Below are 26,949 nucleotides of genomic sequence, written 5' to 3'. Positions count from 1 at the left end.
CGGAGCCCCGCGTCTTCGAGGAACTGCCATGCGCCGCATCATCCTGCCGCTGATCGCGGTACTCGCCTGCCTGGGATTCGCGCAGACCGCCGCGGCGCAGGCCTGGCCGTCGCGGCCGATCCGCATCGTCGTCGTCTTCCCGCCCGGCGGGTCCTCCGACATCGTCGCCCGCGTGCTGGCCGAGGCGCTGACCGCGCGGCTGAACCAGCGCGTCGTGGTGGACAACCGGCCCGGCGCCGGCGGCACGCTCGGCGCCGCGCATGTCGCGCAGCAGCCGGCCGACGGCTACACGCTCATGCTGTCGAACACCGCGCCCATCACCTCCGGCCCGCCGACCTACCCGAACGTGGCCTACGACCCGGTCGCGGGCTTCACGCACATCGCCTATCTCGGCGCCACGCCGCTGGTGGTGGTGGCGAACCGCGCGCTGGTGCCGGCGACAGACCTCGCGGGCCTCGTCGCCTGGGTGAAGGCGCAGTCCAGCCCGCCGGGCTTCGGCTCCTCCGGCGCGGGGTCCGTCGCGCACATCGCCGGCACCATGTTCGAGCGCCAGGCCGGCGCGGCGCTGACGCATGTGCCCTATCGCGGCTCCTCCCCCATGCAGGCGGACCTGCTGGCGGGCAACATCCCGATCGCCTTCGACACGCTGCCGCAGAACGTGGACCACATCCGCGAGGGGCGGCTGCGCGCCTTCGCCGTGACCGCCCGCGCGCGCGAACCCATGGCGCCCGACGTGCCCACCACCGCCGAGGCTGGCCTGCCAGCGCTGCTGATCGAGAACTGGCTCGGCCTCTCGGGCCCCACGGGTCTGCCGGCCGAGATTGCGGACCGCCTGCACGCCGAGACGGTGGCGGCGCTGGGAACGCCGGCGCTGCGCGAACGGATGGACCAGTACGGCATCCGCCAGCGCCCGATGACGCGCGCCGAGTTCAACGCCTTCGTGGCCGAGGACGTGCGCGAGATCGGCGGCATGGTCCGCGCGCTCGGCATCACCGCGCGGTGACGATCCGCGCCGTCTTCTTCGGCAGCCCTGGCGCCGGCGCCTTCAACGCAGCCGGTGTCGCGGGGCTGGCGCGGGCCGCGGCGCGGCTCGGCGTTGCGGCGGAGACCGTCTGGTGCCCGGACCCGGCGCGCCGCGCCGAGGCGGTGCGGGACGCCGCGCGCGGCGCCGCCCTCGTCATCGCCCATGGCGGCCAGGGGGAGGCGCCGGTCGCCGCCATGGCGCCGGAAGCGCCGGGCACGCGCTTCGCCGTGACCCAGGGACGGATCGCGGGACCGAACATCGCCTGCTTCGAGGTGCTGCAGGAACAGTCCGCCTTCCTGGCCGGCGCGCTGGCGGGCTGGTGGGCGGAGGGGCGGCCGGTCGCGCATCTCTCGGGCGAGCCGGTGCCGCCCGGGCTCCGCGGACGCGCGGCCTTCGCCGCGGGCCTGGCGCATGCCGCGCCGGGCACGCGTTTCCTGACCGGCTTCTGCGGCAACCAGCACGACCCGGCGCTGGCGGACCGCTGGACGGACGCGCAATGCGCCGCCGGCGCCGCGCTGCAATTCGCCATGCTGGACGGCGGCCGCCCGGGCGCCATGGCGGCGCTGCGGCGCCACGGCGCGCGGGCCATCGGCAATGTGCACGACTGGACGACCGAGGACCCGGTCTTCCTCGCCAGCGCCGTCGCCGACAATGGCTGGTGCATCGAGGCGGCGATCCGGGCGCACCTCGCCGATGCCTTCACCGATGCGCGCATCGGGCTCGAGACGCCGCAGGCGGTGCGCCTCGCGCTCGCGCCCGACGTGCCGCCGGCGCTGGCCGCGCGCTGCGGGGCGCTGGCGGCGGAGATCGCCGGCGGCCGCATTGCCGTGCCCGAGCATTACGACGGTCCCTCCTTCGCGCCCTGAGCGCCTGCGCCTATCCTGCCGGCAACCGACCGGAGGAAAGCCGCATGACCGACGACCCGCGCTGGCAGCCGAGCCTGCGCTACCCAGACCCCGCCATCGTGGCGCTCGACCCTTCGTTCAAGCGGTATCACCTGGCGCTCTCGGCCGTGGAGCGGCTGTACCACGGCACGCGCTGGGGCGAGGGGCCGGTCTGGCTCGGCGATGCGCGCTGCCTGCTCTGGTCCGACATCCCGAACAACCGCGTCCTGAAGTGGGACGAGGAGACCGGCGCCGTCAGCGCCTGGCGCAAGCCCTCCAACAACGCGAACGGCCACACGCGCGACCGTCAGGGGCGCATCGTCGCCTGCGAGCATGGCGGGCGGCGCGTGGTGCGCTTCGAATACGACGGCTCGATCACCGTGCTGGCGAGCCACTTCCAGGGCAAGCGGCTGAACAGCCCGAACGACGTGGTCGTGAAGTCCGACGGCTCGGTCTGGTTCACCGACCCGCCCTTCGGCCTGATGGCCTTCTACGAGGGCGAGAAGCAGGCGCCCGAACTGCCGCACACCAACGTCTATCGCGTCGACGGGCAGAGCGGCGAGGTGACGCTGGTCGCCGACGACATCGACCATCCGAACGGCCTCGCCTTCAGCCCGGACGAGCGCATCCTCTATGTCGTCGAGAGCCGGGCGGAGCCGCGCAACATCCTGGCCTACGACGTCGACGGCGCCGGCTTGCGCAACCGACGCACCTTCATCGCCTGCCGGCCCGGCGAGACGCCGGACGGCTTCCGCGTGGACCTGGACGGGAACCTCTGGTGCGGCTGGGGCATGACGCCGGCCTTCGACGGCGTGCGCGTGTTCAACGCCGCCGGCGCGCCGATCGGGCACATCCACCTGCCGGAACGCTGCGCCAACGTCGCCTTCGGCGGGCGGCACCGCAACCGGCTGTTCATGGCGGCGGCGCAGTCGCTGTACAGCCTGTATGTCAATACGCAGGGGGTGGCGGGCGGCTGAGACGCCCCGGAGGGGACGCCTTCTCGATTTCACGGGCCTGTGACCACTGTCACGCCTATGATGCGCGGCCAAAGGTAGCGTGAGCCTGAGCGACGACATCTGCGCCCGGAGCCCTTATGAGGCACCGTTTTCGCGTCCAGCCACGATACGGTGAGCGGGTCGCCGACCATGACCGCGCCGACCTGCTGCTCGTCCTCGCCATCGACCTCTCCTATTCGATCAGCCCCGAGGACGGGCGGATGCAGGTGGAGGGCTACCGCGCGGCGCTCAGTGATCCGCGCGTGCTCGATGCCATCATGTCCGGCGCCAGGGGCGTCGTCGGCCTCGCCGCGGTCGGATGGGCCGGGCTCGGCTTCCAGAAGGTGCTCGTTCCCTGGCAAAGGATCACGGATGCGCGCAACGCGGCCGCCTTCGCCGCGATGCTCGATGCCGCGTGGGCCCCGGCGCAGGAGGAAGCAGCCTCCGAGGCCTTCCCGAACGGCGCCATGACCTGCATCTCCCGCGGCATCGACCATGCGCGCGGGGTGCTTCTCGACGCGCCCTGGGACGCTGCCCGCCGGGTCATCGACGTGTCGGGAGACGGCCCGAACAATGAAGGCCCGCCGGCGGAGGAGGCACGCGACCGGGCGGTGGCCGAAGGCATCACGATCAACGGCCTCGCGATCGAGGGGGATTCCGACGTCACGCTGGTGCTCGGCGCGGGCGCGACGCTCACGGAATACTACAGGGACGCGGTGATCGGCGGGCCCGGCGCCTTCGTCGTGACGGCGGAGAACATGCGTGCCTTCGCCGAGGCGATCCGGCGCAAGCTGATCCAGGAGATCGCGGGTCACGCGCCGACGACCGGCAGCGCGACATGATCGCAAGGCTCAGCCGCGTGCCGGAAGGCTCGACGCCGGCACCCGCACCGTCAGCGCCAGCAGCCGGAAGGACAGGCTCTTGCCGTGCCCGTCCAGGTTGAGCGACCCGTTCACGCCGCCTTCCAGCGCATCGTCGATGACGAAGTTGAAGGCGTGGATCAGCGGCAGGTCGTGGCGCGTGCAGCGCGTCGCGCCGCGATGCGCGAACAGCGCCAGCACGCGGGCTTCCGTCACCTGCCCGGCCAGCAGCGGATACAGAGCCGGGTCGTAGGGCATCAGGGACAGGTTCACGCGGTTGCCCTTGTCCCCCGCGCGGGAATGCGCGACGGCGTGCAGCGGCACATCGGTCAGTTCCATGCGCGCGCCTCCCGCACCGTGACCTCCGTCGGCACCATCTCCCGCGGCACGAGGAAGGACCGCGTCAGGATGCGCGGCGTGACGCGCCAGCGCGCACCCGCGGTGCCCGCCGTGCCGCAACAGAGCATGGCGAGCGCTTCGCGCGCCGCCTGGTCGGCGTCGTCGCGCGTCGCGCTCTCAACCGCGAGGCGGATGCGGATCTCGGGTGGCTCGGGGCCGTCGTAGCCGCGCCAGAGCGCGCCGTCGTCGGAATCATGCACGGACGACACCCCGACCAGGTCCGCCCGCGCGCGCCGCCCGAGGCCGCGCTGCCGCACGCGGGCGAGCAGCACGTCCGCCGTCGCCCGCGCCCGCGCCAGCGCATTCGGCCCGGCGACCGAGACCTCGCCCTCGCCGAGCCAGGACCCCTCGTAGCAGGCGGTCACCTTCAGCCGGTCGGGCCGCGCATGCCCGCGCGCGCCCCGCAGCGCGACGCGGTCCGGGCCCGCCTGGTCCAACGTCACGCCGGTGATGTCGAGCACGACGTCGGGCGTGAGATACGCGGCCGGATCGTGCAGCTCATAGAGCAGCTGCTCCTTCACCACGCGCAGGTCCACGATGCCGCCCGTGCCCTCGGGCTTGGTGATGACGAGGCTGCCGTCGCGCCCGACCTCGGCGATCGGGAAGCCGATATTGGCGGGGTCCGGGATGTCCTTGCAGCCGGGGTCCCAGAAGACGCCGCCGGTGACCTGGCTGCCGCATTCCAGCAGGTGGCCGCAGGCCGCGCCCTGCGCCAGCGCCTGCCAGTCATCCTCCGCCCAGCCGAAATGATGCATCAGCGGCGCGATGGCGAGCGAGGGGTCCGAGGTCCGCCCCGCCACCACCACCTGCGCGCCCCGCGCCAACGCCTCGGCCAGCGGCGCGGCGCCGATGTAGGCATTGGCCGAGACCAGCGTCCAGGCGGACAGGTCGAACCCGGCATCGGCCTCATGCGCGGGCAGCGCGGCGAGGTCGACGGCGTCGGACACGTCGTCGCCGGTGACGACGCCGATGCGCAACGCCGGCAGGCCGAGCCGGCGCGCGAGCCGCGCCACGCAGCGCGCCGCCGCCATCGGGTTGGCCGCGCCGAAATTGCCGAGGATCGGGATGCCCGCGCCCGCGCAATCGGCCAGGATCGGCTCCAGCAGGCGTTCGAGCATCGGCTCGTAGCCTGCCTCCGGGTCGCGGCGCTTCTCGATCTGCGCCAGCGCGATGGTGCGCTCGGCCAGGCATTCGAAGAACATCGCCGCCGGCAGGCCGCGCGCGACCAGGCTGCGCACCACGGGAATGGGCGCATCCACCCGGTCGCCCGAGAAGCCGGCGCCGTTGCCGACCAGGAAGACGTCGCTCATCCGCAGCATTCCCTCAGCGCCGCCGCGAGCAGCGGCAGGTCGGCATCATCGAGCGCGATGGGGTTCACCGCCAGTACGCCGCGCCGGATGCGCGACGCATCGAGATGCACGGCCGGGTCGCGCGCGCGAAGCGCGGCCTCGGCCCGCTCCGCGGCCGCGCGGTCGGCGAAGCGCAGTTCCAGCAGCGGCAGGCCTGGCTTGGCGCCATCCGGCACCAGCGCGGCGCCGGGCACGGCGTCGCGCACCGCATCGAGCCGCGCGGTCCAGCGCGCCGTGCGCGCCGCCGGGTCCTCGGCCGCGAAGTGGCGCAGCGCCACGATCAGCCCGACGATCTCCTCCTTCCCCGCCTTGCCGGCGCGGCCGATGCCGTGGTGCGGCAGGAAGCGCATCTGGTTCAGTGCGGCGAATTCGGGCGGCGCCACGAACTGCGCCTCCGGCAGGTCGAGGTCGAGCATCTGCGCCATTGCGCTGCTGACGAGGTCGCGCCGCCCGGCCAGGATGCCGGAGGCCTGCGGCCCGCCGATCGCCTTGCCCCCCGAGAAGCACACGAGGTCGGCGCCCTGGTCCAGGAAGCGTCGCAGGTTGCCGACCGGCGGCAGTTGCGCGGCGGCGTCCACCAGCACCGGCACGCCGCGCGCATGGGCGATGCGCGCGACCTCGGGCAGCGTCGGCTCCGCGCCCTCGCCGGCCAGGTGGAAGACGGCGGCGGTGCGCGGCGTGATCGCCTCAGCCACCTCGCCTGCGCTGGCGTCGCGCACGCCGGGGCCGGACAGGCGGTCGGGGATGCCGACCTCGATGATCCGGCCGCCGGCGGCGCGCAGCGCGCGGTCGTACATGTTGCGCTGGCTCCGGACGACGATGAACTCGTCCGGCAGGCCCGTCGCGTCGGGCAGGCGGTTCATCGCGCCGGGGTCGAGCCGCGCCATGCAGGCCGCCGCCCCCAGCAGCAGCGCGGCGGCGGCGCCCGAGGTGACGATGCCGGCCTCGGCGCCGGTCGCCTCCGCGATGGCGCGGCTGGCGGCGGCCTGGAGGTCGTGCATCTCGACGCAGGCGCGCGCGGCGGCCGCCATCGCCGCCACCACCTCGGGCGCCATCATCCCGCCCGACAGGCGCGTGTTGGTGCCGTAGGCGTTGATGATGCGCCGCACCCCGAGCGAAGCGTAGATCCCACCGTCGCTCATGCCGGCGCCAGCCCGTCTCCGTCGGTGTCGGCCAGGCGGGTCGGACGCAGCGCGCCGATCCGCTCGAGCAGCGGATGCGCGGTCGCCGCCAGGTGCCCGCCGACGCGCTTGAGGTCGCGCACGACCTCGAGCAGCAGCCCCGCCGTCGCGAGCGCCCCGGGGTCGGTCGCCAGCGAGAAGCACCGCGCGCTCTCCGTCTCCTCGTCGCGCATGCGTTCCTTCTCCTCGATCAGGCGGCGGGCCGCGGCGACGTCGTCGCGCATGAAGGCGGCGACCGCGAGCTGCAGCTGCTCCAGGCCGCGCAGATGGACATCCGCGATCTTGGCCATGGCCTCGGGCGGCAGCGCCAGGCCCTGCTTCGCCCATTTCGCGGCGACGCGCGCGAGGCTTCGTTCCAGCACGTCGCCCGCGCTCTCCATATGGATGGCGAAGGCACGGATCTCGGCGACGCGGCGGCGCTCCTCCTCCCCCAGCAGGTCGGGGCCGAGGCCGGCGAGATAGGCCTGCACGGCGCGGTTCAGCCGGTCCACCACCTCGTTCAGGGTGGCGACGCGCCGCGCCAGGCCACGATCCTCCGTGCGGAAGCCGGTCGAGATGGCGCGCAGCATCTCCTCCAGCGCATCGGCCTGGCGCAGCGCCTCCCGTTCCGCATTCGCCAGCGCCACGGGCGGCGTGGCCAGCGCGGAAGCATCGAGGTAGCGCGGCGCCGCGGGGTCGTCGGCGAGGGGACGTTCAGGCAGCAGGCGTTCGAGCAGTCGCGCCAGCAGCGGCAGCAACGGCAGCGCCGCCAGCGCCAATGCCAGGTTGAAGGCGACATGCGCATTCGCCACCAGCCGCGCCGGCGTGGCGTCGATCGCCGCGAGCGCGCCCGCGATCCAGGGCAGCGCCGCCATGACGAGCAGCACGCCGGCGATCCGGTTCGCGAGGTTGCCGATCGGCACGCGCAGGCGCGCCCGCTCGGTGCGGTCGGCGCCCAGCAGCGGGTTCACCGCGCTGCCGAGGTTGGCCCCCGCGACCATCGCAACGGCCGCCTCCACGCCCACGATGCCGCCGGCGTGGAGCGAGGCGGCGAAGAGCACCGCCGCCACCGAGGAATGCATCGCCCAGGCCAGCAGGGCGGCCAGCACCATGTTCGCCGCCGGCGTATCGGCCAGGGCCACCAGCACGCCGCGCAAGGCGGGGGATTGCTGCAGCGGCGCCATGGTGTTCGCCATGAGCTCGAGCGCCAGCAGCATCAGCCCGAGCCCGATCGCGGCGCGGCCGAGGTCGCGGCGGCGTGTCTGGCCGCCGCCGCGGAAGGCGATGACGCCCGCCAGCACGAGCAACGGCGCGACCGCCGTGACGTCGAAGGACAGCACCTGCACGATCAGCGCCGTGCCGACATTGGCGCCGAGCATCGCCGCCAGCCCCGGCACCAGCGCGACTGCGCCGCCCGCGCAGAAGGAGGCGACCATGAAGGCGGTCGCCGTGCTGCTCTGGAGCAGCGCCGTCACCACCAGCCCGGCCGCGAAGCCGCGGCGCCGGTTCGACAGACCGGCGCCCAGCCGCTGGCGCAGCCGCGTGCCGTAGGCGCGCATGACGCCGCTCTGCACCATGTGCAGCCCCCAGAGGAGGAGCGCCGCCTCCCCGGCCAGTTCGACCAGCGCCAGCATGTCGCCCATTCCCTGTCCTCAGCGGCTCATTGTCCGGCGCACGGCATCGCGCCACAAGCCGTAGCGCAGCTCGGCCTCGGCGCTGCCCGCCCCGGGCAGGAAGCGCCGGTCGAGCCGCCAATGCGACGCGGCCGCCGCACCCGGCGCCGGCAGCAGTCCCGCCTGGATGCCCGCGAGCCAGGCGGCGCCGAGCGCCGTCGTCTCCTGCACCACCGGCCGGTCCACCTCGGCGCCGAGCACGTCGGCCAGCGCCTGCATGGTCCAGTCGGACGCGGTCATGCCGCCATCGACGCGCAGCACCGTCCCGCCCGCGCCGCCGGGCCAGTCCGCGCGCATCGCCTCGATCAGGTCGCGGGTCTGGAAGGCAACGGATTCGAGCGCGGCGCGGCAGATCTCCGCGCGCCCGCTGCCGCGGGTCAGGCCGTAAATCGCGGCCCGCGCCTCGGCGTCCCAGTGCGGCGCGCCAAGGCCGGTGAAGGCCGGCACCATGATGACGCGCTGCGCGACGTCCGCCCGCGCCGCGAGCTCGCCGGCCTCGGCGGCGCGCTGGATGATGCCGAGGCCGTCGCGCAGCCATTGCACGGCGGCGCCTGCGACGAAGATCGCCCCTTCCAGCGCATAGGTGCGCCGGCCATCGAGCTGGTAGGCGATCGTGGTCAGCAGCCGCGCGCGCGAGGCGACCGGCGTGTCGCCCGTGTTCAGCAGCGCGAAGCAGCCGGTGCCGTAGGTGGACTTCACCATGCCGGGCGCGAAGCAGGCCTGGCCGATCGTCGCGGCCTGCTGGTCGCCGGCGATGCCGCGCAGCGGCACGGGCGTTCCGAACACCGAGGGCTCGGTCGTGCCGAAATCGGCGTCGCAGTCGCGCACCTCGGGCAGCAGGGCGGCGGGGATGCGGAACAGGCGCAGCAGCTCCTCGTCCCATTGGCCGCGCCGGATGTCGAACAGCATGGTGCGCGACGCGTTGGTCGCATCCGTCGCATGCACGCGCCCGCCCGTGAGCCGCCAGAGCAGGAAGCAGTCCACCGTGCCGAAGGCAAGGGCGCCGCGCTCGGCCGCGGCGCGCGCACCCTGCACGTTGTCGAGCAGCCAGGCGAGCTTGGTGGCCGAGAAGTAGGGGTCGGCCAATAGGCCCGTGCGCTCGGTCAGCAGCGGTTCGGTGCCCTCGGCGCGCAGGCGCGCGCAGTGCTCGGCGGTCCGGCGGTCCTGCCAGACGATGGCGCGATGGACGCAGCGGCCGCTCGCGCGGTCCCAGAGCAGGACGGTCTCGCGCTGGTTCGTGATGCCGATGCCGGCGACACGCTCCGACCCCCCGCCCGCCCCGGCCAGGGCCGCGCGCAGCGTCGCGACGGCGCCGCGCCAGATGTCCTCGGGCTCGTGCTCGACCCAGCCGGGGGCGGGGAAGTGCTGCGGCAGTTCCTCCTGCGCCGTGGCGCGCGGGCGCAACGCCGCGTCGAAGGCGATGCTCCGCGTGCTGGTGGTGCCCTGGTCAAGGGCAAGCAGCAGATCCTGGGTCATGCGCGGCCGATCCTCCTGCCGCCATCCTAGCCGCGTGGCGGAAGCACTTGCATCCCGGCTGCGAAACGGTGCCCGATGCGGAGCCGGTCACAGGAGCCCGTCATGAACCGCATCGCCTTTGCCGCCCTGGCCGTCGCAGTCATCACCGGCGGCGCACTGGCCCAGACCAGGACCTACACGCCGGGTCCGCAGAACATCGAGCTGCCGGCCGACTGGGCCCAGCGCTTCGTACGCTACACCACGGTCGACAAGCCGGACCGCAAGATCATCCGCAACATCTACATCAACCCCGAAGCCTTCGCCGCGCTTCGCCCCGGCCAGCCGATGCCCTACGGCTCGCTCGTGATCATGGCCGACCAGCGGGCGCGGCTCGACGCCGAGGGCCGGCCGCTGCTCAACGGCAACGGGCGGATGATCCCGGAACCGGCCTTCATCGCGATCGCCGTGCAGCAGAAGGAGCGCGGCTGGGGCGAGGGCTACGGGCCGGACCTCCGCAACGGCGAATGGGAATACGCGCGCTTCAACGCCCAGACCGGCGCGCGGATGGAGGGACCGCTGAACGCCTGCTTCACCTGCCACCTGCAGGCCCGCGCGCAGCAGGACTTCACCTTCACGACCTGGGATTACGCGAACCGCGCGCGCTGAAGGGCGCATCGGCGCCTTGCCGGGTGCAGGCCGGTGCCCGCATCCTGGGGGCGCCCGCCAAGGAGACGCCCGCCATGCCCGCACCGATCCTGATCCGCGACGCCGCCTGGGCGGTAGTGTGGGACGCCTCGGCCCGAGGGCATGCCTATGCGCGCGGCATGGATGTCCTGCTCGAGGGCGGGCGCGTCGCCGCCATCGCGCGGCACGATCCCGACGCGCCGGTGCCGCCAGGCGCCGAGGTCGTGGACGGCCGCCGCCTGATGGTCATGCCGGGCCTGGTCAACATCCACACCCACCCGACCAGCGCCCTGCCCGCCCGCGGCGTGCGGGAAGACCACGGCGTGCCCGAACAGCAGATGACCGGCCTGTTCGAGCGCCTGCAGGCCTTCCGCATCGACCAGGCGGGCCAGGCAGCGGGCATGCGGCTCGCCTACGCCGAGATGATGTCGGCCGGCGTGACGAGCGTGGTCGATCTCTCGCAGCCCTTCCCGGACTGGCTCGGCATCATGCGGGACAGCGGGCTGCGCGTCTGGGCGGGCCCGGGCTTCGCCGACGCGCATTGGGGCATGGCCGCGCCGCAGACCGTGACCTGGATGTGGAACCGCGAGAACGGGCGCACCCAGTTCGAGGCTGCCAAGGCCGTGATGAAGGAGGCCGAGGCCGATCCCTCCGGCCGCCTGCACGGCATCGTCTTCCCCGCCCAGATCGACACGGTGGACGAAGAGATGCTGCGCGAGGCCGCCGCGCATGCCGGGGAGAGCGGCCGCCCCTTCACCACCCACATCGCCCAGGCCGTGGTCGAGGTGCGCGAGATGATCCGCCGCCACGGCACCACGCCGATCCAGTGGGCGGCGGCGATCGGGCTGCTCGGCCCGCGCAGCATCCTCGGCCACGCGATCTTCGTGGACGAGCATTCCTCCATCGGCTGGCACACGGCGCGCGACATCGGCCTCGTGGCCGAGCACGGCGCGACCGTCGCGCATTGCCCGACGCCCTTCGCGCTGTACGGGGAACACCTGCAGCATTTCGGCAAGTACCGCGCGCGCGGCGTGAACATGGGCTTCGGCACAGACTGCGCGCCGCACAACCTGATCGAGGAGATGCGGCTGGCCGTGATCCTGGCGCGCGGCGTGGCGCGCGACGTGGCTGCGGCGGACACGGGCAGCGTGTTCCATGCCGCGACCGCGGGCGGGGCGGATGCGCTGGGGCGGCCGGACCTCGGGCGGCTGGCGAAGGGAGCGGCGGCCGATGTCGTGCTCGTGGACCTGGCGCATCCGCTGATGAGCCCGCCGCGCGATCCGCTGCGCGCATTGCTGTTCCACGCGGCCGACCGCGCGGTGAAGCGCGTGATCGTGGGCGGCGAGACGGTCTTCGCCGATGGCCGGCCGACACGGCTCGACGTGGCGGAGGCGGCGGGGATCCTGGCCGAGGCGCAGGCGCGGATGCTGCGGGACGCGAAGGGGCGCGACTATCGTGGGCGGAGCGGGGACGAGATCTGCCCGGTGGCGCTGCCGATGCAGTGAAGGGCGGGGGAGGGGAACCTCCCCCGCTCCGGGCCCCCGCGACGTTGCTGCGCAACGCCGTGGGGACCCCAAGCCCTCCCTTCTCTGACATTTGGCGCCGACCCTGGGAGGCCGGGCGCCTAGTGGCAAAGAAGGTTGTGGGGGGTCCGGGGGGAGAAGTTCCCTTCTCCCCGCGCCCTACTGCACCACCGCCACCTGCCGCGGATCCACCCGCAGCCACACCTTCCGCCCGACGTCATGCGCATCCAGCGGCGCCGCGGCGGCGCGCAGGCGAAGGTTCGTGCCGTCCGGCTTCACCACGTAGTCCCAGGCCTCGCCGAGATAGGTGCGCTCGACGATCGTGCCCTCGATCACCGGGTCGTCGGTGGCGGGCGGTGCCTCGGCATGCAGGCTCATCGCCTGCGGGCGGAGCGAGACGAGCACCGCGCCGGCCGGCGTGTCGGTCAGCCCGGTACGGGCGACGGGTCCGAGATCGACCCCCTCGAGCAGCAGCGAACCCGCCTCGATCCGTGCCTCCAGCAGGTTGGTCCGCCCGACGAAGCCGGCCACGAACCGCGTGCGCGGGCGCGTGTAGAGCATGTGCGGCGCGTCGCATTGCTCGATCCGCCCGGCGTTCATCACGGCGATGCGGTCGGAGGTCGCCATCGCCTCCCCCTGGTCGTGCGTGACGTAGACGGTCGTGATGCGGAACTCGTCGTGCAGGCGGCGGATCTCGAAGCGCATCTCCTCGCGCAGGTTGGCGTCGAGGTTGGACAGAGGCTCGTCGAGCAGCATGACCGCCGGCTTGACCACGATCGCGCGGGCAAGCGCCACGCGCTGCTGCTGCCCGCCGGACAGTTCCGCCGGGTAGCGGCCCGCCAGGTGGCTCATCTGCACGACCTCGAGGATCTCGCCCACGCGCCGGCGCACCTCGGAGGACGGCATCTTGCGGAGCTTCAGGCCGAAGGCGACGTTCTCCTCCACGGTCATGTTCGGCCAGATGGCGTAGGACTGGAAGATCATCGACATCTGCCGGCGTTCGGGCGGCAGCACCGATCCGGGCGCGGAGACCACCTCGCCCTCCATCGCGATGCTGCCTTCGGTCGGTTCGACGAAGCCCGCGATCATGCGCAGCGTCGTCGTCTTGCCGCAGCCGGAAGGGCCGAGGAGGGAGACGAACTCCCCCTCGGTCAGCGTCAGGTCGATGCGGTCGACGACCCGGTTGCGCCCATAGGCCTTGGTCAGCCCATGCAGCGAGAGACGGGACATGCTTCAGCTTCTCCGCAGCATGAAGTCGCGGCCGACCAGCTTCATGCCGATCGCGACGAAGACCATGGTGACCGCGAGCAGCAGGCCGCCGAAGGCCGCGAGCACCTCGAAATTGCCGGCCTCGCTCAGGTCATAGAGCAGCACGGACATCGTCCGTGTCCGCGGACCGACCAGGAAGATCGCGGCCGAGAGCTCGCGGGACGCCACGATGAAGACGATCAGCCAGCCGCCGAGCAGCGCCTTCCTGACCAGCGGCGCGGTGATGCGCGTGACGGCGTGCAGGCGGCCCGAGCCGAGGATGCGCGCGGCTTCCTCCATCTCCGGGTGGACGGCGCGGATGGCGGCCGAGGAATTGGCGTAGGCGATCGGCAGGAAGCGCGCCGAGAAGGCCAGGATGATGAGCAGCGCGGTGCCGTAGAGCGCCAGCGGCGGGGAGGCGTAGGCGGCGTAGAAGCCGATGGCCATCACGATCCCCGGGATCACGAAGGGCGCCATGGCGAGGAAGCCGAGCGCGTCGCCGAAGGGCACGAGACGCCGGTTCACGATGTAGGCGATGAGCAGCGCGAGGACGACCGCGATGGTGGCGGCGGAGGCCGAGAACCAGATCGTGTTCCAGATCGAGGTCATCGCCATCTCATGCTCGAAGATGAGCAGGCGATAATTGGCGAGCGTCAGGTTGTCGAAGCTGAGCCCCCGCCCCCAGGCGCGGGCGAAGGAGGCCTGGATCAGCACCAGCAGCGGCATCGCGACCGCCGCGATGCCGACCAGCGCGCACCAGGCGAAGGCCACCCAGCGCCAGGGGCCGAGGCGGATCATGCGCCGCTCGCCGCCCTTGCCGGTCTGGGAGACGAAGCCCTTGCGGGAGAGCAGGAGCTTCTGCACCACGATCATGCCGACGGTGATGAGCAGCAGCGGCATGGCATAGGCGGCCGCGACCTCGACCCGGACCGGGTATTCGAAGAACTGCCAGAGCTGCGTCGTGACCACGTTGATGCGCGCGGGGATGCCGATGATGGCCGGCGTGCCGAACAGCGCGATCGCTTCCAGGAAGACGATGATGAAGCCCGCCATGATGGCGGGCCAGACCAGCGGCAGCGAGACCTTGCGCATCGCCGTCCAGGTCCCGGCGCCCAGGATGTTGGCCGCGTCCTCCATTTCCGAGGAGACGAGGTCGAGCGCGGACTTCACGAAGATGAACACCAGCGGGAAGGCGTTCAGCGCGATGATCAGCGCCATGCCTTCGAAGCTGTAGACGTTGAACAGCGGGGCTTCCGACCCGGTCGCCCAGCGCCAGAAGACATTGAGGAAGCCGGCATTGGGCCCGGCCAGCAGGATCCAGCCGACGGCGCTGAGGTAGGGCGGCAGGATGAAGGCGCCGAGCACGACCGCCCAGGTCAGCCCCTTGCCCGGCATGTCGGTCCGCGAGACCGCCCAGGCCATCGGCACCGCCATCACCACCGCCATGGTCGCCGACATCAGGCCGAGCAGCAGCGAGTTCACCAGCGCGTCGATGTAGCGCTGGCGCCCATAGGCGGCCGCATAGTTGGCGAAGGTGAATTCCCCCGTGCCCCGCGTCTCGAAGCTGACGAACAGCAACTTGCCGAGCGGGAAGGCCACCAGGAACAGCAGCGCCGCGATCAGCACGAGCCAGAGCAGGTTCACCGGCTCGATCCGCGCAAGGCGGCGCAGCAACCCGGGCCGGGCGGGCGCTGCCGCCGGGATGGCCTGGTCGCTCATGCTGCGTCGCCGCGCCAGGTCATACGCCGAAGATGTCGCGCCACATCTCGCGAACCTCGGGGATGCCGGTCTCGACCTCCCGCGGCGTCGGCGTGATGAGCGCGATCTCGTCGAGCGGTCGCGCGCCGGCCGGGGGCGCGACCTCGGGGCGGAGCGATTCCGCGAAGAAGGGGCGCGTCGCCTCGGAATAGGCGGGGCTGCAGACGAACTCCATGAACAGCTTCGCCGCGTTCGGCCGCGGCGCATTGGCGACGGCGCCGCTCGGCGAGGGCACCATCAGCGTGCCGTCGGTCGGGTAGGTGAGCGCGAGCGGATTGCCGCGCGAGATGCTGAACAGTGTCGCGGCCGAGGGAATGGCGACGCCCACGACGCGCTCCCCCGCGTTCAGGGTGGTGATCGGATCGCCGGCCGAGCGGCCGATATGCGGCTTGTTGCGCTCGAATTCGCGGAAGAAGGCCTCGCCATAGGCCTTGCGCATCATGATGGCCCAGTTGCCGATGGCGCCGCTGAAGCCCGGATGGCCGACCGCGAGCCTGTCGCGCCATGTCGGGTCGGTCAGTGCCCGCCAGGAGGTCGGCGCCTCGGGCTCGCTCAGCCGGTCGGTCCGCCGTGCGAGGAGATACAGCGCGAGGTAGGTGATCTGGAAATGCCCGTCCGGGTCGGCGGCCTCGCGCGCCGCGCGCACCATCCCAGCGGCGTTCTGCGGCCTATAGGCCATGAGCCGCCCTTCCCGCTTGAGGAAGGTGAAGTGGCTGTAGTCGGTCGAGCTGAACACGTCGCATTGCGCGACGCGCGCCCGCGCATCCTGCGACAGGCGCTGGAACGCGACCTGGGAGGTCGTGCGCGTGACGTTGCAGCGCACGCCCGGGTACCGCTCGGTGAAGGCGCGGCCGATCGCCTCCGACGGTTCGGCCTGGAGCTGGCCCGTGTACCAGGTGAGCGAGCCTTCCCGCTGCGCCGCCTCGTACAGAGCCTGTTCGTGCGGCGGCAGCGCCTGAGCGGCGGCGCGCCGGGCAGGAAGGATGGCCGCCGCGCCGAGCGCGACCGCGCCGCGCAGCGCGTCGCGCCTGTCGAAACCGGTCATGCCGTCCTCCTTGTCCCGTGCCGGTGCATCAGACGCCGAAGGTGTCGCGCCAGGCCTCGCGCACCTCCGGCACGCCGCGCTCCTGTTCCTCGAGGCTCGGCGCCAGCAGCGTGACGTCGGCGAGCGGCCGAGCGCCCTCGGCCGACGGCACGTCGGCGCGCAACGGCTCGTTGAAGGTCAGGCGCACCACCTGCGACAGGTGCGGCCCGGTCTGGAACTCCATGAACAGCTTGGCCGCGTTCGGGTGGGGCGCGTTCGCAAGGATCGCCGAAGGGGAGATGGTCGCGAGCACGCCCTCAGTCGGATAGATGAGCTTGAGCGGATTGCCGCGCGAGATGCTGAGCGCGGCGGTGCCGACCGGCACGCAGATGCCGACCGAGCGCTCGCCGGCGTTCATCGCCGTCACCGGGTCCTGGCTGGACCGGCCGATCTGCGGGCGGTTGCGCTCCAGCCGGCGGAAATAGTCCCAAGTGTACATCTTGCGCATCTGCACGGCCCAGACGCCGATCGCGCCGCTGAAGCCGGGGTGCCCGACCGCAAGCTTGTCGCGCCACTTCGGGTCCAGCACGTCGGTCCAGGATTTCGGCGCCTCGGCCTCGGGCACCAGGCGGGTGTTGTGCGCCATCAGGAACAGGCCGAGGAAGCTCGTGTGGAAGTAGTTCTCCGGATCCATGGTCCGGATCGAGGGCAGCATCCCGTCGGCATTGGCCGGGCGGAACTGCATCAGGCGCCGCTCGCGCTTCAGCTGCGTGAAATGCCCCGAATTGGTCGAGCTGAACACGTCGCACTGCGCGACATTGGCCCGTGCGTCCTGCGACAGGCGCTGGAACGCGACCTGGGAGGTGCTCCGCACCACGTTACAGCGCACGCCGGGGTAGCGTTCGCCGAAGGCGCGGCCGACGGCCTCCGACGTCTCGGCGTTGTACTGGCCGGAATACCAGGTGATCTCGCCCTCGCGCTTTGCGGCCTCATAGAGCGCGGCCTCGGCGGCGCCCATCGGCGCCTGCGCATACGCCTTCGTCGCCGCCGCGGACCATGCCGCGAGTGCGAGCATCTCACGCCTGTTGATCAGGAACATCGCCATTCCTCCCGCGCCTTGTCGTGTCCGGCCGCCTTCGGCGGTCTCGGCTGGCATCATTCTTCCTTGGACGAGGAAACGTTGCCATCCGGCCGCACGGCTGTAAACCATCCGCCGACGCGGAGGAGGAACGCATGACGCTGCTGGACCGCATCGGCGTGGATGTCGGGCGCAAGCTGAAGCTCGAGGACGCCATCGAATGGGCCGCGCGCAACCAGGTGCGGCACATCGACATCCAACTCGACACCGGCCCGAACGCCGTCACGCTGTTCGACGACGCGAGATGCCGCGACATCCGCGCGCGCGCCACGGCGAACGGCGTGCATGTCGCGCTGCACACGCTCTCGGCCGTCAATGTCGCGGAATACTCGCCCTTCCTGTCGGAGGCGGTCGATGCGTACCTGCGCGCGTACATCGAGGTGGCGCCGAAGCTGGACGCGGCGTGGATCGTGGTCCATGCCGGCTACCACTTCACCGCCGACGTACCCGAGCGCATGGCGGCCGGGCGCGACCGGCTGCAGCGCGCGGTCCGGCACGCCGAGCGGCACGGCGCGCTGCTGCTGCTCGAGAACCTCAACCGAGAGCCGGAGGCCGCCGAGGTCCACTACCTGGCGCATACGATGCAGGAATGGCGCTACTATTTCGATGCCATCCACTCGCCCGCCTTCGCCCTGTCCTTCACCGCCAACCACGCGCACCTGCTGCCGCCGGGCGTCGAGGGCTTCGTGGCCGAGTTACCGCTCGATCGCGTGAAGGAGGTGCGGCTCGCGGATTGCCGGCGCAACGGCTACGAGGAACACTTGGTGCCGGGCGAAGGCGATTTCGATTTCGGCGCCATGTTCGCGCTGCTGGAAGGCAAGGGCTATCGCGGCGCCTACACCAATGCCTTCGGCTCGCTGGAGGACATGCAGGCGGCGCGCGGATACCTGGTGGACAAGGCGCGCGCCGCGGGCGTCGCGGTCGGCTGAGGGCGGGCCTCAGCGCCCCGGCGCGGCGACGAAATCCATGATGTCGCCCAGCACGCGCGGCGCCACGGGGCGGATCGGCGCGGCCAGGGAGCCGATGATGTCGATGTGGCCCACCGAGCCGTAGGTGATGACCTCGGCCCGGAACCCCGCCGCGCGGCGCCGCGCGGCCATGCGCTCGCTCTGCTCGGGCAGGACGATGCGGTCCTCGAGCCCGTGCAGGAGCAGCATCGGCGGCCCGGGCCGGTCGGCATAAGTGATCGGCTGCGTCTCACGACGATCCGGGCCACCGAACACGGAGGCCAGGAATCCGCCGGGCCGCAGCGGCAGGAAATCATAGGGGCCGGCAATGCCGACGACCGCATCCGGCATCGCGGCACCGCTGCCGGCACGGTAGCGGGGGTCTAGCGTCGCCAGCATCGCGATATGCGCCCCCGCCGAATGCCCCGCCAGAACGCGCCTGCCTCCCGGCAGCCCGGGCGCGCCGCCTAGGAACGCCATGGCCAGCGCGGCGTCCTCGACGAAGGCGGGGAAGCGCACCTCCGGGAACAGCCGGTAGTTCGGCACCGCGGTCGCCGCCCCGCGGGAAGCGAAGGCCTCGCCGAGGAAGCGGTAGACATCCTTCGAGCCGCTCCGCCAGGAGCCGCCATGGAGGAAGGTGACCAGCGGCGCGTCGGGGCGCATGCCCTCCGGCAGATAGAGGTCGAAGCGGTGCCGTGGCAGCGGTCCGTAGGCGAGGTCGCGGCGGACCACGTAGCCTTCGGTCGGCGTCAGCGCCTCCGCCAGCCGGGCGGCGGAGCAACCCGGCAGCGCCAGCGCGGCGAGGAGGGCGCGCCTAGATCCCTTCAAGCACCACCTTGCCGATCATCGTGCCGCTCTCGACCAGCGCATGCGCCTCCCGCAGCCGCGCGGCCGTCATGCGGCCGAGGTTGCGCGTCATGGTGTGGCGGATGCGGCCGTGGTCCACGAGGTCTGCCAGCGCGTCCAGCAGGCGGTGCTGCTCGATCATGTCGGGCGTGCCGAACATCGGGCGGGTGAACATCAGCTCCCAATGCAGCGAGACCGATTTCGGCATGAGCTGTCGCGCATCGATCGGCGCCTGGCTCTCGATCAGGACGATGGCGCCCTGCGGCGCGACAGAGGCCACGATCTGGTCCCAGTTGCGCGCCGTGGTGCTGGTCGAGAAGACGTAGCGCGGGCGCACGCCGAGCGCCTTCAGCTGCGCCGCGATGTCGCCCTTGTGGTCCACCACGTGATGCGCGCCGAGGCCGCGGCACCAGTCGGCCGTCTCGGGGCGCGACGCTGTCGCGACGATGGTGAGCGCGGTGCGCTGCCGCGCGACCTGCGTCACCATCGAGCCGACGCCGCCCGCGCCGCCGATCACCAGCAGCGCCTCCCCCGCGCCGCCGCCTTCGGAAATGGCCAGCCGGTCGTGCAGCCCTTCCCAGGCGGTGATCGAGGTCAGCGGCAGCGCGGCGGCCTCGGCGAAGGAGAGCGCGCGCGGCTTGCGCCCCACGATGCGCTCGTCCACCAGCTGCAATTCCGCATTGCTGCCGGGGCGGTTCACGACGCCGGCGTAGAACACCTCCTGCCCCGGGACGAACAGCGTGCAGGCCGGCCCGACCGCGCGCACCACGCCGGCCGCGTCGAAGCCGAGGATGCGCGGGCCGCCCTGCGGCTCCTCGCTCCGCCGCCGCTTGGTGTCGACGGGGTTCACGGACACCGCGCGCACCTCGACCAGGATGTCGTGCCCCTCGGGCGCAGCGGGCGCCGGGATGTCGAGGTCGAGCAGCGCCTCGGGGTGGTCAACCGGGTGGCATTTGGTGAAGCCGACGGCCTTCATGCGGTCCTCCGTGTCGTGCGGAGGATATAGGCCGGAATCAGCCGACGCGCAGCAGGGCGGGCCCGTTGTCCCGCAGCCAGTCCTGCGCCGGCTCGCGGTTCGGCGTCAGGCGCTCGACATGCGCCCAGAAGCGGGGCGAGTGGTTCAGCTCGCGCAGGTGCGCGACCTCGTGCGCGACGACGTAGTCGAGCACCGCGTCCGGGGCCATCACCAGCCGCCAGGAGAAGGCGAGCGTGCCGTCCGGCGCGCAGGACCCCCAGCGGCTGTTCGTGTCCTTCAGCCGGATCGCGGCGATGCGGACGCCGAGCGTCGCCGCATGGCCCGCCGCCAGGATGGCGATGCGGCGCTTGGCCTCGGCGCGCAGGAAGTCCTTCACGCGCCGCGCGACGAATTCCTCCCGCCCCGAGACGACGATGGTCGCGCCGTCGAGGAAGGCGCCGCCGCGCGCCGCGGGATCGTGGCGGATGACATGCGGGCGGCCGCCGAGCAGGACCTCCGCCCCCGGCGCCAGCGCGACCGGCGGCGCCAGCGCGGCCAGGCGCTGCATCACCCAGGCGGCGTGCGTCGTCAGCAGCGCCATGCCCGCGCGCCGCGCCGCGCGCATGGGCAACGTGACGACCACCTCCCCTGCCCGCGCGTCGATGCGCAGGCTCACGCGCCGCGCGCGCGCCGAGCGCTGCCAGCGCACCGGGCACCCCACGGGCGCGCCTAGGACGCCTGGACGCAGCACGATGGTTTCCGAATCGGAGGACTGCATCGCCGCAGGATGGCGCAACGAAGGTGAATGGTTCAACCGCTTGACAGCGCCGCGCGACGGGCGACCTCTGACAGCCATGCACGACGCGCTGAAACCCCTGCCGCCGCTGCTGCTGCTCGGCACGATCTGGGGCGCCACGCCGGCCTTCGTGAAGCATCTCGTCACGCTCGGCTGGCCGCCCATGCTGATCGCGACCTGCGCGGGGGCCGGCAGCGCGGCCATCCTGCTCGCGGTGTGCCGGTGGCGCGGCCTCGTGGTGCCGACCTCGCGCGCGCACCTGCTGCACTACGCGGTGTCGGGGCTGACCGGCCTGGCGCTGGCGAACCTGGTCGGATTCACGGCCCTGCAACATGTGCCGGCGGGGTTCTTCTCGCTGCTCGTGCCGCTGTCGCCCATGCTGACGGTGCTGGGCGCGGCCGCGCTCGGCATGGAGCGCGCGACGCGGCGGCGGGTGGTCGGCACGGCGCTCGGCCTATCGGGCGTGCTGCTGGCGATGAGCCCGGGGGCCGCGCTGCCCGACCCCGCGATGCTGCCCTGGGCCGCGCTCGCGGCGCTGACGCCGGTCTGCTACGCGGCCTCCAACGTGCTGGCGGTGCGGCTCGCGCCGCGCGGCACGCCGCCGCTGGCGCTCGCCACGGGAACGCTCGTGGCCGGCGCGCTGCAGGCGGCGGTGTTCGCGGCGGCGACGGGGCAGATGCAGGCGCCCTCGCTCGCGGGCCTGCCGGTCTCGGCGCTGCAGGCCGCGGCGACGGCGGCGGCGTTCATGCTCTATTTCCGCTCGCTCGGCGCGCATGGCGGCGTCGTCACCTCGCAGACCGGCTACGTGGTGACGCTGACCGGCATCGCCTGGGGCTGGATGCTGTTCGGCGAGCGGCCGGGTTGGCTCACCATCCCGGCCGCGGGGCTGGTCTTCGCGGGGCTGGCGCTGGTGACGCTGCCCGCGCGCCGCGTCAGCCGATCAGGTGCTTGAGTTCCGTCTCGACGAAGGCGAAGGGCGTGTCGCCCGCATTCACCACATTGTGCTCGACGCCCGCCGCGCGGGCATAGGCGACGCCGGCCTTGATCTCGGCCGTCGCCGTCTCGCCGCCCGGCAGTTCCAGCAGCATCTTCCCGTCGGACACCGGCACGACGACATAGGCCATGCCGTGGCGATGCCAGCCGGTCTCGGAGCCCGGCGGGAAGTCCCACCGGGTCACGCGGACATTGGCGTCATCGACCTGGACGGTCGCGACGGCGGGCTCGCGGCAGCGAAGCGGCTCGCTCGTCTGCGGCGACCGATCCAGACCGCCGCGCCCTTCGGCGCTCCGGTCATCGGACGTCGTCATTCCGCCGCCTTCGCCGGCGCCATCCCCGGCAGCGGCAGCGCGCCCGCCGCACCCCAGGCGGCCCAGGCCTTCTCCGCCTGCTCGGCCGTCAGCGGCAGGTGCGGCGGGCGGATCACGCGCCAGCCGGCATCGCCCGTGCTGCGCGCGATGATCTCCCGCAGGCCGGGGATCAGCGGGACCGAGGTTGCGGCGCGGCGCGTCGCGGTCAGCGTCGCCTGCGCGGCATCTGCCTCGGCCCCGGTGCGCTTCGCGTAGACGATGCCGCCCCAGTGGCTGTTGGCGTTGGACGCAGCGGTGATGCAGCCCGCGCCGCCCTCGGCCAGGATCTGCTGCAGGTATTCGTCGCTGCCCGAATAGACCTCGAACCCATCGGCCGCGAATGCGCGCACCATGGCCTGCATGTTGGCGTAGTCGCCGGAGGAATCCTTCACGCCCTTGATCGTGCCAGGGAAGGCCTTCAGCAGCCGCCCGATCAGGTCGAGGCTGAAGGGCACCGCCGATTGCTGCGGGAAGTGATAGAGGTAGATCGCGACCCCGCCGCCGACGCGGTTCACCACCTCGCTGAAATAGGCGAAGAGCCCGTCGTCAGACGGCGCCTTGTAGTAGAAGGGCGGCAGCATGAGCACGCCAGGGCAGCCGGCGTCGCGCGCATGCTTCGTCAGTTCCACACTGTCCGTCAGGCTGGCGCAGCCCGTACCCGGCATCAGCCGCGCCGACGGGATGCCGCGCGCGATCAGCCCCTCCAGGATCTGCTTGCGCTCGTGCAGGCCGAAGGAATTCGCCTCCCCCGTCGTGCCGAGCACGCCGAGCCCGTTGCAGCCATTGGCGAGCAGCCAGCGCGCATGCACCGCCATGCGGTCGAGATCGGGCGACAGGTCCGGGCCCATCGCCGTCAGCACCGCGGCGTTCACGCCGCCATAGATCGCGTCCTTCATCCGGGTTTCCTCGGTCTGGTCGTTGCAGGTTGGTGGCGTGCCTTCGCCGGCCAACGGCCGGGCCAGGACACGACATGGTCCTCGAAATCGCCGGCATCGCGCTCGGCGACGATGCGGCCGCGCACCGAGACACCGGCCTCGTGCACCGTCTCGGCGCGGCCGGAGACGAGCGGATGCCACCAGGGCAGGTCGCGGCCCTCACCCACCAGGCGATAGGCGCAGGTGGGCGGCAGCCAGTCGACGGCGGCGACACGGGCGGGCGTCAGCTTCACGCAGTCGGGCACGCGCTTCTTCCGATTCGCGTAGTCCTTGCAGCGGCAGGTCTCGCCATCCAGCAGCCGGCAGGCGATGTCGGTGTAGGCGAGCCGGTCGGTCTCGTCGTCGCGCAGCTTGTGCAGGCAGCACCGGCCGCAGCCATCGCACAGGCTCTCCCATTCGGCGCGGGTCATCACGTCGAGGGTCTTGGCGCGCCAGAAGGGAGCCGAGGTGTCCACGGCAGCATTGTAGCGCCCGGCGGCTGGCGCGCGAAGGTCGGGGGAGTGAACTCCCCCGATCCCCCTCCTTTCTTTGGATTTTGGGTGCTGCGGGGCGGCCGGCGCCAGGTGTTAAAAAAGGGAGGGGGTTCGGGGGAGGTTCTCCTCCCCCGACCTTACGTCGGCGGCCAAACCGCCTTCGGCATCGCGTCCATCGCCCCCGTATCCGGCTCGATCGCGGCGCCCAGCCCCGGCGCATCCACCACCGAGCCGAGCTCCAGCATCCCTTCCCGGATGGCCAGGCGCGGGCCGTGCGGCGTGTCGGCATAGAGGTCGGAATGCGCCTCCATGAAGCGCACGGCCTCGGCCTTCGGGCGGCCGGAGAAGCCGTCCACGAAATGATGGCCGTTGCGTTCCACATGCGCGAGGCCCATCGCGCTGACCAGCGCCAGGTCCTGCTGCACGCAGACGCCGGCCAGCGTCGTCAGGTCCTCCGCGCTCATGAAGTAGCGCGGCTCCGGCAGGGCCGCGTTCCAGGCGCGGCAGCGCGCCAGGTTCACCAGCGACCGCCACACGCCCTTGCACGCCTTGGACGATATGCCCGTGTAGCCCAGACCCTTCGCCTGCACGAAGGCGTCGAGCGGCCCGTCGCTCTCGTCCACGATCACCGGGCGCTCGGCGGCCAGAGCGCCCATCGCGCCCTCCAGCGCGCGCGCGCGCTTCACCGGCTGCTCGATGAAGGCGATGGAGGCGTTCAGGCGCGCGAGCCGCGGCTCCGCCTGCATCGCGCGCCAGAGCGCGAGCACGCCCTCGGCATCCTCGTACTGCTCGTTGCCGTCGAGCGAGACATGGTAGCCATGCAGCCGGTCGAGCACGGATGCGATGCGGCACAGCCGGTCCACATCGGCCGCGACATTGCCGCCGACCTTCAGCTTCCACCAGGCGTGGCGATAGGTGGCGGCGACCTCCTCGACCGTCTCGGGCAGCCCGTCCTCCACGCGCTCGGCCTGGTCGGCGGCGGTGATCGGGTCGACGAGCCCGACGGTGTGGCGCGCATGCATACGCCGCCGGGGCGAGAGCGAGGCCAGCATCGCGGCGAAATCGTATCCCGGCAGGTCCGGCACGGCGGGATGCGCCGCCATGCCGCCGATATTGGCGCGCATCCCGGCGGAGAAGGACACGCCCTTCGCCTTCAGAACCGCATCCAGCATGGCGCGGTCCAGCAACGCGCGGCCATACGAGGCGATGAGCGGGTTCAGGCCCTCCGCCGCGCCGGCGGCCACCTGGCCCGCATAGGCATCGGCGAAATGGCCGAAGGCCGTGTTCGCCCCGGCGGCGCGCGTGGCGTCGCAGGCGATCTCGATCGCGCGGCGGAGCTGGTGCTCGTTCTGCGCGTCGGACCAGCGCGGATCCTTGTCGAACCACTTGGCCGCCAGCGTCTCGGCCGCCACGCCCCAATGCTCGCCGCCGCCCTCGATCGCGATGCGCGCGCGCACCACCGCCTGGCGCCCGTGCGTGACGGTGATGACGCCGAAGCGGAAGGGCAGGCGCAGCCGGAAGGGCCATTCGAAGCACTGGGTTTCCAGCAGGCGGAAGCGGGGGGCGGTCACTGGTCGTCGTCCTCCTGCAGGGCGCGGAGATAGCCGATGGCGCGCGCGGCGCTGGTCGGCCCGTCGGGCACGTAGTCGAAGGGCTCCACGGCGCAGAAGCCGGCGTAGCCGGTGCGCCGCAGCGCGGCCAGCACCGGGCCGAACCGGTCCTCCCCCTGGCCGGGGCCGCGCTTGTTGCGGTCGTTCAGGTGGACATGCGCGACGAGTCCGGTCGGCACCCAGCGTTCCAGCAGGCGCACGACGCTGTCCGCCTCCCCGTTCCCCGCGGCGCAGGTGTCGAGCATGGTGCGCAGCGCCGGGTGGCCGATGCGCTGCACGATCACGGCGGCCTCGGCCAGGGTGGTGCACCAGTTGGCCTGGCCGGAATCGAGCGGCTCCAGGCAATAGGTCAGGCCGTGCTGCGCCGCCCATTCGCCCGCCCGGGCCATCGCGTCCTCCGCGCGCGCGGCGTCGCCATCGGCCGCCACGCGCCGCTGCGCGGGGGATCCGTGCACCAGCAGCGTCGCGCCGAGATCGGCCGCGAGGCCCACCAGCCGCTCCATCACATCCAGCGTGCGCGCGCGCAGCGCAGGATCGGCACTGGTGATGGACAGTCCTGCCGGCGCCACCAGCAGCCAGTGCAGGGAAGTGACCGGGATGCCGGCCTCCTGCGCCGCGCGCCGCAAGTCGACGCGGCGTGACGCCGGCAGCAGATGCGGCGCCTCGGTGTCCAGCGTGAAGGGCGCGACCTCCAGCCCGTCGTAGCCGAGCGCGGCGGCCAGCGCGCATTGCGCGGCGAAGTCGAGGTCGCGCACGACCTCGTTGCACAGGCTGATGCGCATCAGGCGATCTCCTCCAGCGCGACGACGCGCCCTTCCTGCGCGGATATGCGCGCCGCGTCCAGGATGCGCGCCGGCGCGACGGCGCCCGACCGCAGCCCGGCCTCGGGCGGCCGGCGCGTCCGCACGGCATCGACGAAGGTCGCGAGCTGGGCGGCCACCACCTCGACCGGATCGGCGGCGGGCACGCCGGGGTCCTCGCGCGGCGCGTGCCGCGGCAGCCAGGCGCCACCCGCCGCCGGCTCATGCGCGCCGCGGCGCAGCGCGAAGGTCTCGGCGGCGAAATCCACCTCGGCCAGCGCGGCATCGCCCGCGACCATCACTTCCTTGCGCGTCTCCGCGCCCGGCACCACCGCATCCGGCCAGCGCCCGGGCAGGACGCAGCCGGCCTCGATCATCGCCGTGAGGCCCGAGGGGAACATCATCTGGATCACCGCCACATCCTCCCGCCCGCGATGCAGCGGGTCGGACAGGGTGGCGAAGACGCGCGCCGGCGCCTCGCCGGCGATCCAGGGCAGCAGGTCGGCGAAATGCACGGCGTCGTTGAGCAACGCGCCGGAATCGCCCCGCGCGCGCTTGAGGCCCGAGAAGCGCGCGGCGAGGTGGTGCAGCCGCCCGAACGCGCCCTCGGTGACCATCCGCCGCAGCGCCAGCGCCTTCGGGTGGAAACGGAAATAGAGGCCGACCTGCGCAATCCGCCCGGCGCGATCCGCGAGGTCTGCAAGCGCCGCTGCCTCGACGGCCGTCTCCGTCGCCGGCTTCTCGAGGAACAGGTCGCGCCCGGCGCGGAGCACCGCGGTCGCGACCGGCACATGCGTCGGCACGGGCGTCGCGACGATGGCGGCGTCGCAGGCCGCGAGGCCTTCCGCGAGCGTGGCCGCGACGGGCAGGCCCGTCGCGCGCGCGGCCTCGGCATCTGCGTCGACGGCCTGCGCCGCCGCGCCCAGGCGGCGCAGCGCGGCCGCGTGCACGCGCCCGAAGGCGCCGCAGCCGACCAGCAGCAGGCGTGGGGCATCCATGCGCGCGAGTGGGCGGCGCGCGGGCCCGCCCGTCAAGCGCTTGACGTGTGCGCCCCCCCATCGTCGCAT

General features: G+C 72.6%; 26 protein-coding genes. 8 read left to right on the top strand and 18 right to left on the bottom strand.

All coding sequences use genetic code 11. The annotated features are described in order from the left end of the window. Nucleotides 1-28 precede the first annotated feature (28 nt). From E8M80_RS12570 to E8M80_RS12555, 4 genes are all read left to right on the top strand, one after another. Entirely contained in the window at nucleotides 29-1,003 is a 975-nt protein-coding gene (locus tag E8M80_RS12570; protein ID WP_137126045.1) for a tripartite tricarboxylate transporter substrate binding protein, read from the top strand. Continuing rightward, nucleotides 1,000-1,890 carry a BMP family ABC transporter substrate-binding protein gene (locus E8M80_RS12565; protein WP_137126044.1) on the top strand — a complete coding sequence of 297 codons (891 nt, stop codon included), beginning with the start codon at nucleotides 1,000-1,002 and terminating at the stop codon, nucleotides 1,888-1,890. The genes E8M80_RS12570 and E8M80_RS12565 overlap by 4 nt, the downstream gene beginning before the upstream one ends. 44 nt (nucleotides 1,891-1,934) lie before the next feature. Beyond that, on the top strand, nucleotides 1,935-2,885 hold the full coding sequence (locus tag E8M80_RS12560; RefSeq protein WP_137126043.1) for an SMP-30/gluconolactonase/LRE family protein: 951 nt from the start codon (nucleotides 1,935-1,937) through the stop codon (nucleotides 2,883-2,885). A gap of 116 nt (nucleotides 2,886-3,001) precedes the next feature. Beyond that, nucleotides 3,002-3,745 (top strand): DUF1194 domain-containing protein, encoded by a 744-nt coding sequence (locus E8M80_RS12555; RefSeq protein ID WP_137126042.1) that lies wholly within the window; start codon nucleotides 3,002-3,004, stop codon nucleotides 3,743-3,745. 9 nt (nucleotides 3,746-3,754) lie between these two features. Here the strand turns inward: E8M80_RS12555 and E8M80_RS12550 are convergent, their stop codons facing one another. From E8M80_RS12550 to glpK, 5 genes are read right to left on the bottom strand one after another with little or no spacing between them, the layout of a single operon-like run. Next, a complete protein-coding gene (locus E8M80_RS12550) occupies nucleotides 3,755-4,102 on the bottom strand; it encodes a hypothetical protein (RefSeq protein WP_137126041.1) in 348 nt (115 codons plus the stop codon). Further along, on the bottom strand, nucleotides 4,093-5,472 hold the full coding sequence (locus E8M80_RS12545; protein ID WP_137126040.1) for an acyclic terpene utilization AtuA family protein: 1,380 nt from the start codon (nucleotides 5,470-5,472) through the stop codon (nucleotides 4,093-4,095). The genes E8M80_RS12550 and E8M80_RS12545 overlap by 10 nt, the downstream gene beginning before the upstream one ends. Further along, complete coding sequence (locus E8M80_RS12540; protein WP_137126039.1) at nucleotides 5,469-6,653, bottom strand: aminotransferase class V-fold PLP-dependent enzyme; 1,185 nt, start codon at nucleotides 6,651-6,653, stop codon at nucleotides 5,469-5,471. The genes E8M80_RS12545 and E8M80_RS12540 overlap by 4 nt, the downstream gene beginning before the upstream one ends. Then, the gene (locus E8M80_RS12535) at nucleotides 6,650-8,314 is read right to left on the bottom strand and encodes a Na/Pi cotransporter family protein (protein ID WP_137126038.1); all 1,665 of its coding nucleotides are present in this window, start codon (nucleotides 8,312-8,314) and stop codon (nucleotides 6,650-6,652) included. Before E8M80_RS12535 ends, E8M80_RS12540 begins: the two co-directional genes overlap by 4 nt. Before the next feature lie 9 nt (nucleotides 8,315-8,323). After that, nucleotides 8,324-9,820, bottom strand: a complete 1,497-nt coding sequence (gene glpK, locus E8M80_RS12530) for a glycerol kinase GlpK (protein WP_137126037.1) — start codon at nucleotides 9,818-9,820, stop codon at nucleotides 8,324-8,326. A gap of 102 nt (nucleotides 9,821-9,922) precedes the next feature. On the opposite strand from glpK, the gene E8M80_RS12525 reads away from it, so the two are divergent. Both E8M80_RS12525 and E8M80_RS12520 read left to right on the top strand, forming a co-directional pair. Then, nucleotides 9,923-10,465 (top strand): cytochrome P460 family protein, encoded by a 543-nt coding sequence (locus tag E8M80_RS12525; protein WP_170979373.1) that lies wholly within the window; start codon nucleotides 9,923-9,925, stop codon nucleotides 10,463-10,465. Nucleotides 10,466-10,539: 74 nt separating this feature from the next. After that, nucleotides 10,540-11,988 carry an amidohydrolase family protein gene (locus E8M80_RS12520; protein WP_170979372.1) on the top strand — a complete coding sequence of 483 codons (1,449 nt, stop codon included), beginning with the start codon at nucleotides 10,540-10,542 and terminating at the stop codon, nucleotides 11,986-11,988. 177 nt (nucleotides 11,989-12,165) lie between these two features. Here the strand turns inward: E8M80_RS12520 and E8M80_RS12515 are convergent, their stop codons facing one another. The 4 genes from E8M80_RS12515 to E8M80_RS12500 are packed head-to-tail and all read right to left on the bottom strand — an operon-like array spanning nucleotide 12,166 to nucleotide 17,141. Continuing rightward, a complete protein-coding gene (locus E8M80_RS12515; protein WP_137126034.1) occupies nucleotides 12,166-13,236 on the bottom strand; it encodes an ABC transporter ATP-binding protein in 1,071 nt (356 codons plus the stop codon). Between the two features lie 3 nt (nucleotides 13,237-13,239). Continuing rightward, a complete protein-coding gene (locus E8M80_RS12510) occupies nucleotides 13,240-14,973 on the bottom strand; it encodes an iron ABC transporter permease (RefSeq protein ID WP_137126033.1) in 1,734 nt (577 codons plus the stop codon). A gap of 19 nt (nucleotides 14,974-14,992) precedes the next feature. Beyond that, nucleotides 14,993-16,057 (bottom strand): ABC transporter substrate-binding protein, encoded by a 1,065-nt coding sequence (locus E8M80_RS12505; RefSeq protein WP_137126032.1) that lies wholly within the window; start codon nucleotides 16,055-16,057, stop codon nucleotides 14,993-14,995. Nucleotides 16,058-16,085: 28 nt separating this feature from the next. Then, nucleotides 16,086-17,141, bottom strand: coding sequence for an ABC transporter substrate-binding protein (locus tag E8M80_RS12500; protein WP_240790010.1), 1,056 nt, complete (start codon nucleotides 17,139-17,141; stop codon nucleotides 16,086-16,088). Between the two features lie 128 nt (nucleotides 17,142-17,269). On the opposite strand from E8M80_RS12500, the gene E8M80_RS12495 reads away from it, so the two are divergent. Continuing rightward, nucleotides 17,270-18,103: a sugar phosphate isomerase/epimerase gene (locus E8M80_RS12495; protein WP_137126030.1), complete on the top strand. Its 834-nt coding sequence runs from the start codon at nucleotides 17,270-17,272 to the stop codon at nucleotides 18,101-18,103. Nucleotides 18,104-18,112: 9 nt separating this feature from the next. Here E8M80_RS12495 and E8M80_RS12490 read toward each other — a convergent pair whose 3' ends face one another. Genes E8M80_RS12490 through E8M80_RS12480 form a run of 3 tightly spaced genes read right to left on the bottom strand, consistent with a single transcriptional unit; the run spans nucleotide 18,113 to nucleotide 20,700 of the window. Next, nucleotides 18,113-18,949 (bottom strand): alpha/beta hydrolase, encoded by an 837-nt coding sequence (locus tag E8M80_RS12490; protein WP_137126029.1) that lies wholly within the window; start codon nucleotides 18,947-18,949, stop codon nucleotides 18,113-18,115. Then, nucleotides 18,936-19,943, bottom strand: a complete 1,008-nt coding sequence (locus E8M80_RS12485) for a zinc-binding alcohol dehydrogenase family protein (protein WP_137126028.1) — start codon at nucleotides 19,941-19,943, stop codon at nucleotides 18,936-18,938. Before E8M80_RS12485 ends, E8M80_RS12490 begins: the two co-directional genes overlap by 14 nt. 37 nt (nucleotides 19,944-19,980) lie before the next feature. Next, nucleotides 19,981-20,700 (bottom strand): M48 family metallopeptidase, encoded by a 720-nt coding sequence (locus tag E8M80_RS12480; protein ID WP_137126027.1) that lies wholly within the window; start codon nucleotides 20,698-20,700, stop codon nucleotides 19,981-19,983. Nucleotides 20,701-20,776: 76 nt separating this feature from the next. Between E8M80_RS12480 and E8M80_RS12475 the strand changes: the two genes are divergently transcribed. Further along, nucleotides 20,777-21,670 (top strand): DMT family transporter, encoded by an 894-nt coding sequence (locus E8M80_RS12475; protein ID WP_170979371.1) that lies wholly within the window; start codon nucleotides 20,777-20,779, stop codon nucleotides 21,668-21,670. On the opposite strand, the gene E8M80_RS12470 is transcribed toward E8M80_RS12475, so the two are convergent. The 6 genes from E8M80_RS12470 to E8M80_RS12445 form a co-directional block, all read right to left on the bottom strand. Then, nucleotides 21,651-22,025 carry a cupin domain-containing protein gene (locus E8M80_RS12470; RefSeq protein ID WP_137126025.1) on the bottom strand — a complete coding sequence of 125 codons (375 nt, stop codon included), beginning with the start codon at nucleotides 22,023-22,025 and terminating at the stop codon, nucleotides 21,651-21,653. The genes E8M80_RS12475 and E8M80_RS12470 overlap by 20 nt on opposite strands. Beyond that, entirely contained in the window at nucleotides 22,022-22,960 is a 939-nt protein-coding gene (locus E8M80_RS12465) for a dihydrodipicolinate synthase family protein (RefSeq protein ID WP_137126024.1), read from the bottom strand. Before E8M80_RS12465 ends, E8M80_RS12470 begins: the two co-directional genes overlap by 4 nt. Next, nucleotides 22,957-23,454 carry a YcgN family cysteine cluster protein gene (locus E8M80_RS12460; protein WP_137126023.1) on the bottom strand — a complete coding sequence of 166 codons (498 nt, stop codon included), beginning with the start codon at nucleotides 23,452-23,454 and terminating at the stop codon, nucleotides 22,957-22,959. The genes E8M80_RS12465 and E8M80_RS12460 overlap by 4 nt, the downstream gene beginning before the upstream one ends. Before the next feature lie 155 nt (nucleotides 23,455-23,609). Continuing rightward, on the bottom strand, nucleotides 23,610-25,043 hold the full coding sequence (locus E8M80_RS12455) for a mandelate racemase (RefSeq protein WP_137126022.1): 1,434 nt from the start codon (nucleotides 25,041-25,043) through the stop codon (nucleotides 23,610-23,612). After that, a complete protein-coding gene (locus E8M80_RS12450; protein WP_137126021.1) occupies nucleotides 25,040-25,864 on the bottom strand; it encodes a sugar phosphate isomerase/epimerase in 825 nt (274 codons plus the stop codon). Before E8M80_RS12450 ends, E8M80_RS12455 begins: the two co-directional genes overlap by 4 nt. Continuing rightward, nucleotides 25,864-26,880 carry a Gfo/Idh/MocA family protein gene (locus E8M80_RS12445; RefSeq protein ID WP_170979370.1) on the bottom strand — a complete coding sequence of 339 codons (1,017 nt, stop codon included), beginning with the start codon at nucleotides 26,878-26,880 and terminating at the stop codon, nucleotides 25,864-25,866. Before E8M80_RS12445 ends, E8M80_RS12450 begins: the two co-directional genes overlap by 1 nt. Nucleotides 26,881-26,949 lie beyond the last annotated feature (69 nt).

Origin of the sequence: Roseomonas sp. HF4, assembly GCF_005222755.1 — a bacterium.
Classification (GTDB): domain Bacteria; phylum Pseudomonadota; class Alphaproteobacteria; order Acetobacterales; family Acetobacteraceae; genus Neoroseomonas.
This window is presented reverse-complemented; position numbering and strand designations above follow the sequence as displayed.

Coding starts and splice junctions, on each gene's coding strand:
- E8M80_RS12570 (WP_137126045.1), top strand. CDS start 29: ATGCGCCGCATCATCCTGCCGCTGATCGCGGTACTCGCCTGCCTGGGA.
- E8M80_RS12560 (WP_137126043.1), top strand. CDS start 1,935: ATGACCGACGACCCGCGCTGGCAGCCGAGCCTGCGCTACCCAGACCCC.
- E8M80_RS12555 (WP_137126042.1), top strand. CDS start 3,002: ATGAGGCACCGTTTTCGCGTCCAGCCACGATACGGTGAGCGGGTCGCC.
- E8M80_RS12550 (WP_137126041.1), bottom strand. CDS start 4,102: ATGGAACTGACCGATGTGCCGCTGCACGCCGTCGCGCATTCCCGCGCG.
- E8M80_RS12545 (WP_137126040.1), bottom strand. CDS start 5,472: ATGAGCGACGTCTTCCTGGTCGGCAACGGCGCCGGCTTCTCGGGCGAC.
- E8M80_RS12540 (WP_137126039.1), bottom strand. CDS start 6,653: ATGAGCGACGGTGGGATCTACGCTTCGCTCGGGGTGCGGCGCATCATC.
- E8M80_RS12535 (WP_137126038.1), bottom strand. CDS start 8,314: ATGGGCGACATGCTGGCGCTGGTCGAACTGGCCGGGGAGGCGGCGCTC.
- glpK (WP_137126037.1), bottom strand. CDS start 9,820: ATGACCCAGGATCTGCTGCTTGCCCTTGACCAGGGCACCACCAGCACG.
- E8M80_RS12525 (WP_170979373.1), top strand. CDS start 9,923: ATGAACCGCATCGCCTTTGCCGCCCTGGCCGTCGCAGTCATCACCGGC.
- E8M80_RS12520 (WP_170979372.1), top strand. CDS start 10,540: ATGCCCGCACCGATCCTGATCCGCGACGCCGCCTGGGCGGTAGTGTGG.
- E8M80_RS12515 (WP_137126034.1), bottom strand. CDS start 13,236: ATGTCCCGTCTCTCGCTGCATGGGCTGACCAAGGCCTATGGGCGCAAC.
- E8M80_RS12510 (WP_137126033.1), bottom strand. CDS start 14,973: ATGAGCGACCAGGCCATCCCGGCGGCAGCGCCCGCCCGGCCCGGGTTG.
- E8M80_RS12505 (WP_137126032.1), bottom strand. CDS start 16,057: ATGACCGGTTTCGACAGGCGCGACGCGCTGCGCGGCGCGGTCGCGCTC.
- E8M80_RS12500 (WP_240790010.1), bottom strand. CDS start 17,141: ATGGCGATGTTCCTGATCAACAGGCGTGAGATGCTCGCACTCGCGGCA.
- E8M80_RS12495 (WP_137126030.1), top strand. CDS start 17,270: ATGACGCTGCTGGACCGCATCGGCGTGGATGTCGGGCGCAAGCTGAAG.
- E8M80_RS12485 (WP_137126028.1), bottom strand. CDS start 19,943: ATGAAGGCCGTCGGCTTCACCAAATGCCACCCGGTTGACCACCCCGAG.
- E8M80_RS12480 (WP_137126027.1), bottom strand. CDS start 20,700: ATGCAGTCCTCCGATTCGGAAACCATCGTGCTGCGTCCAGGCGTCCTA.
- E8M80_RS12475 (WP_170979371.1), top strand. CDS start 20,777: ATGCACGACGCGCTGAAACCCCTGCCGCCGCTGCTGCTGCTCGGCACG.
- E8M80_RS12470 (WP_137126025.1), bottom strand. CDS start 22,025: ATGACGACGTCCGATGACCGGAGCGCCGAAGGGCGCGGCGGTCTGGAT.
- E8M80_RS12465 (WP_137126024.1), bottom strand. CDS start 22,960: ATGAAGGACGCGATCTATGGCGGCGTGAACGCCGCGGTGCTGACGGCG.
- E8M80_RS12450 (WP_137126021.1), bottom strand. CDS start 25,864: ATGCGCATCAGCCTGTGCAACGAGGTCGTGCGCGACCTCGACTTCGCC.
- E8M80_RS12445 (WP_170979370.1), bottom strand. CDS start 26,880: ATGGATGCCCCACGCCTGCTGCTGGTCGGCTGCGGCGCCTTCGGGCGC.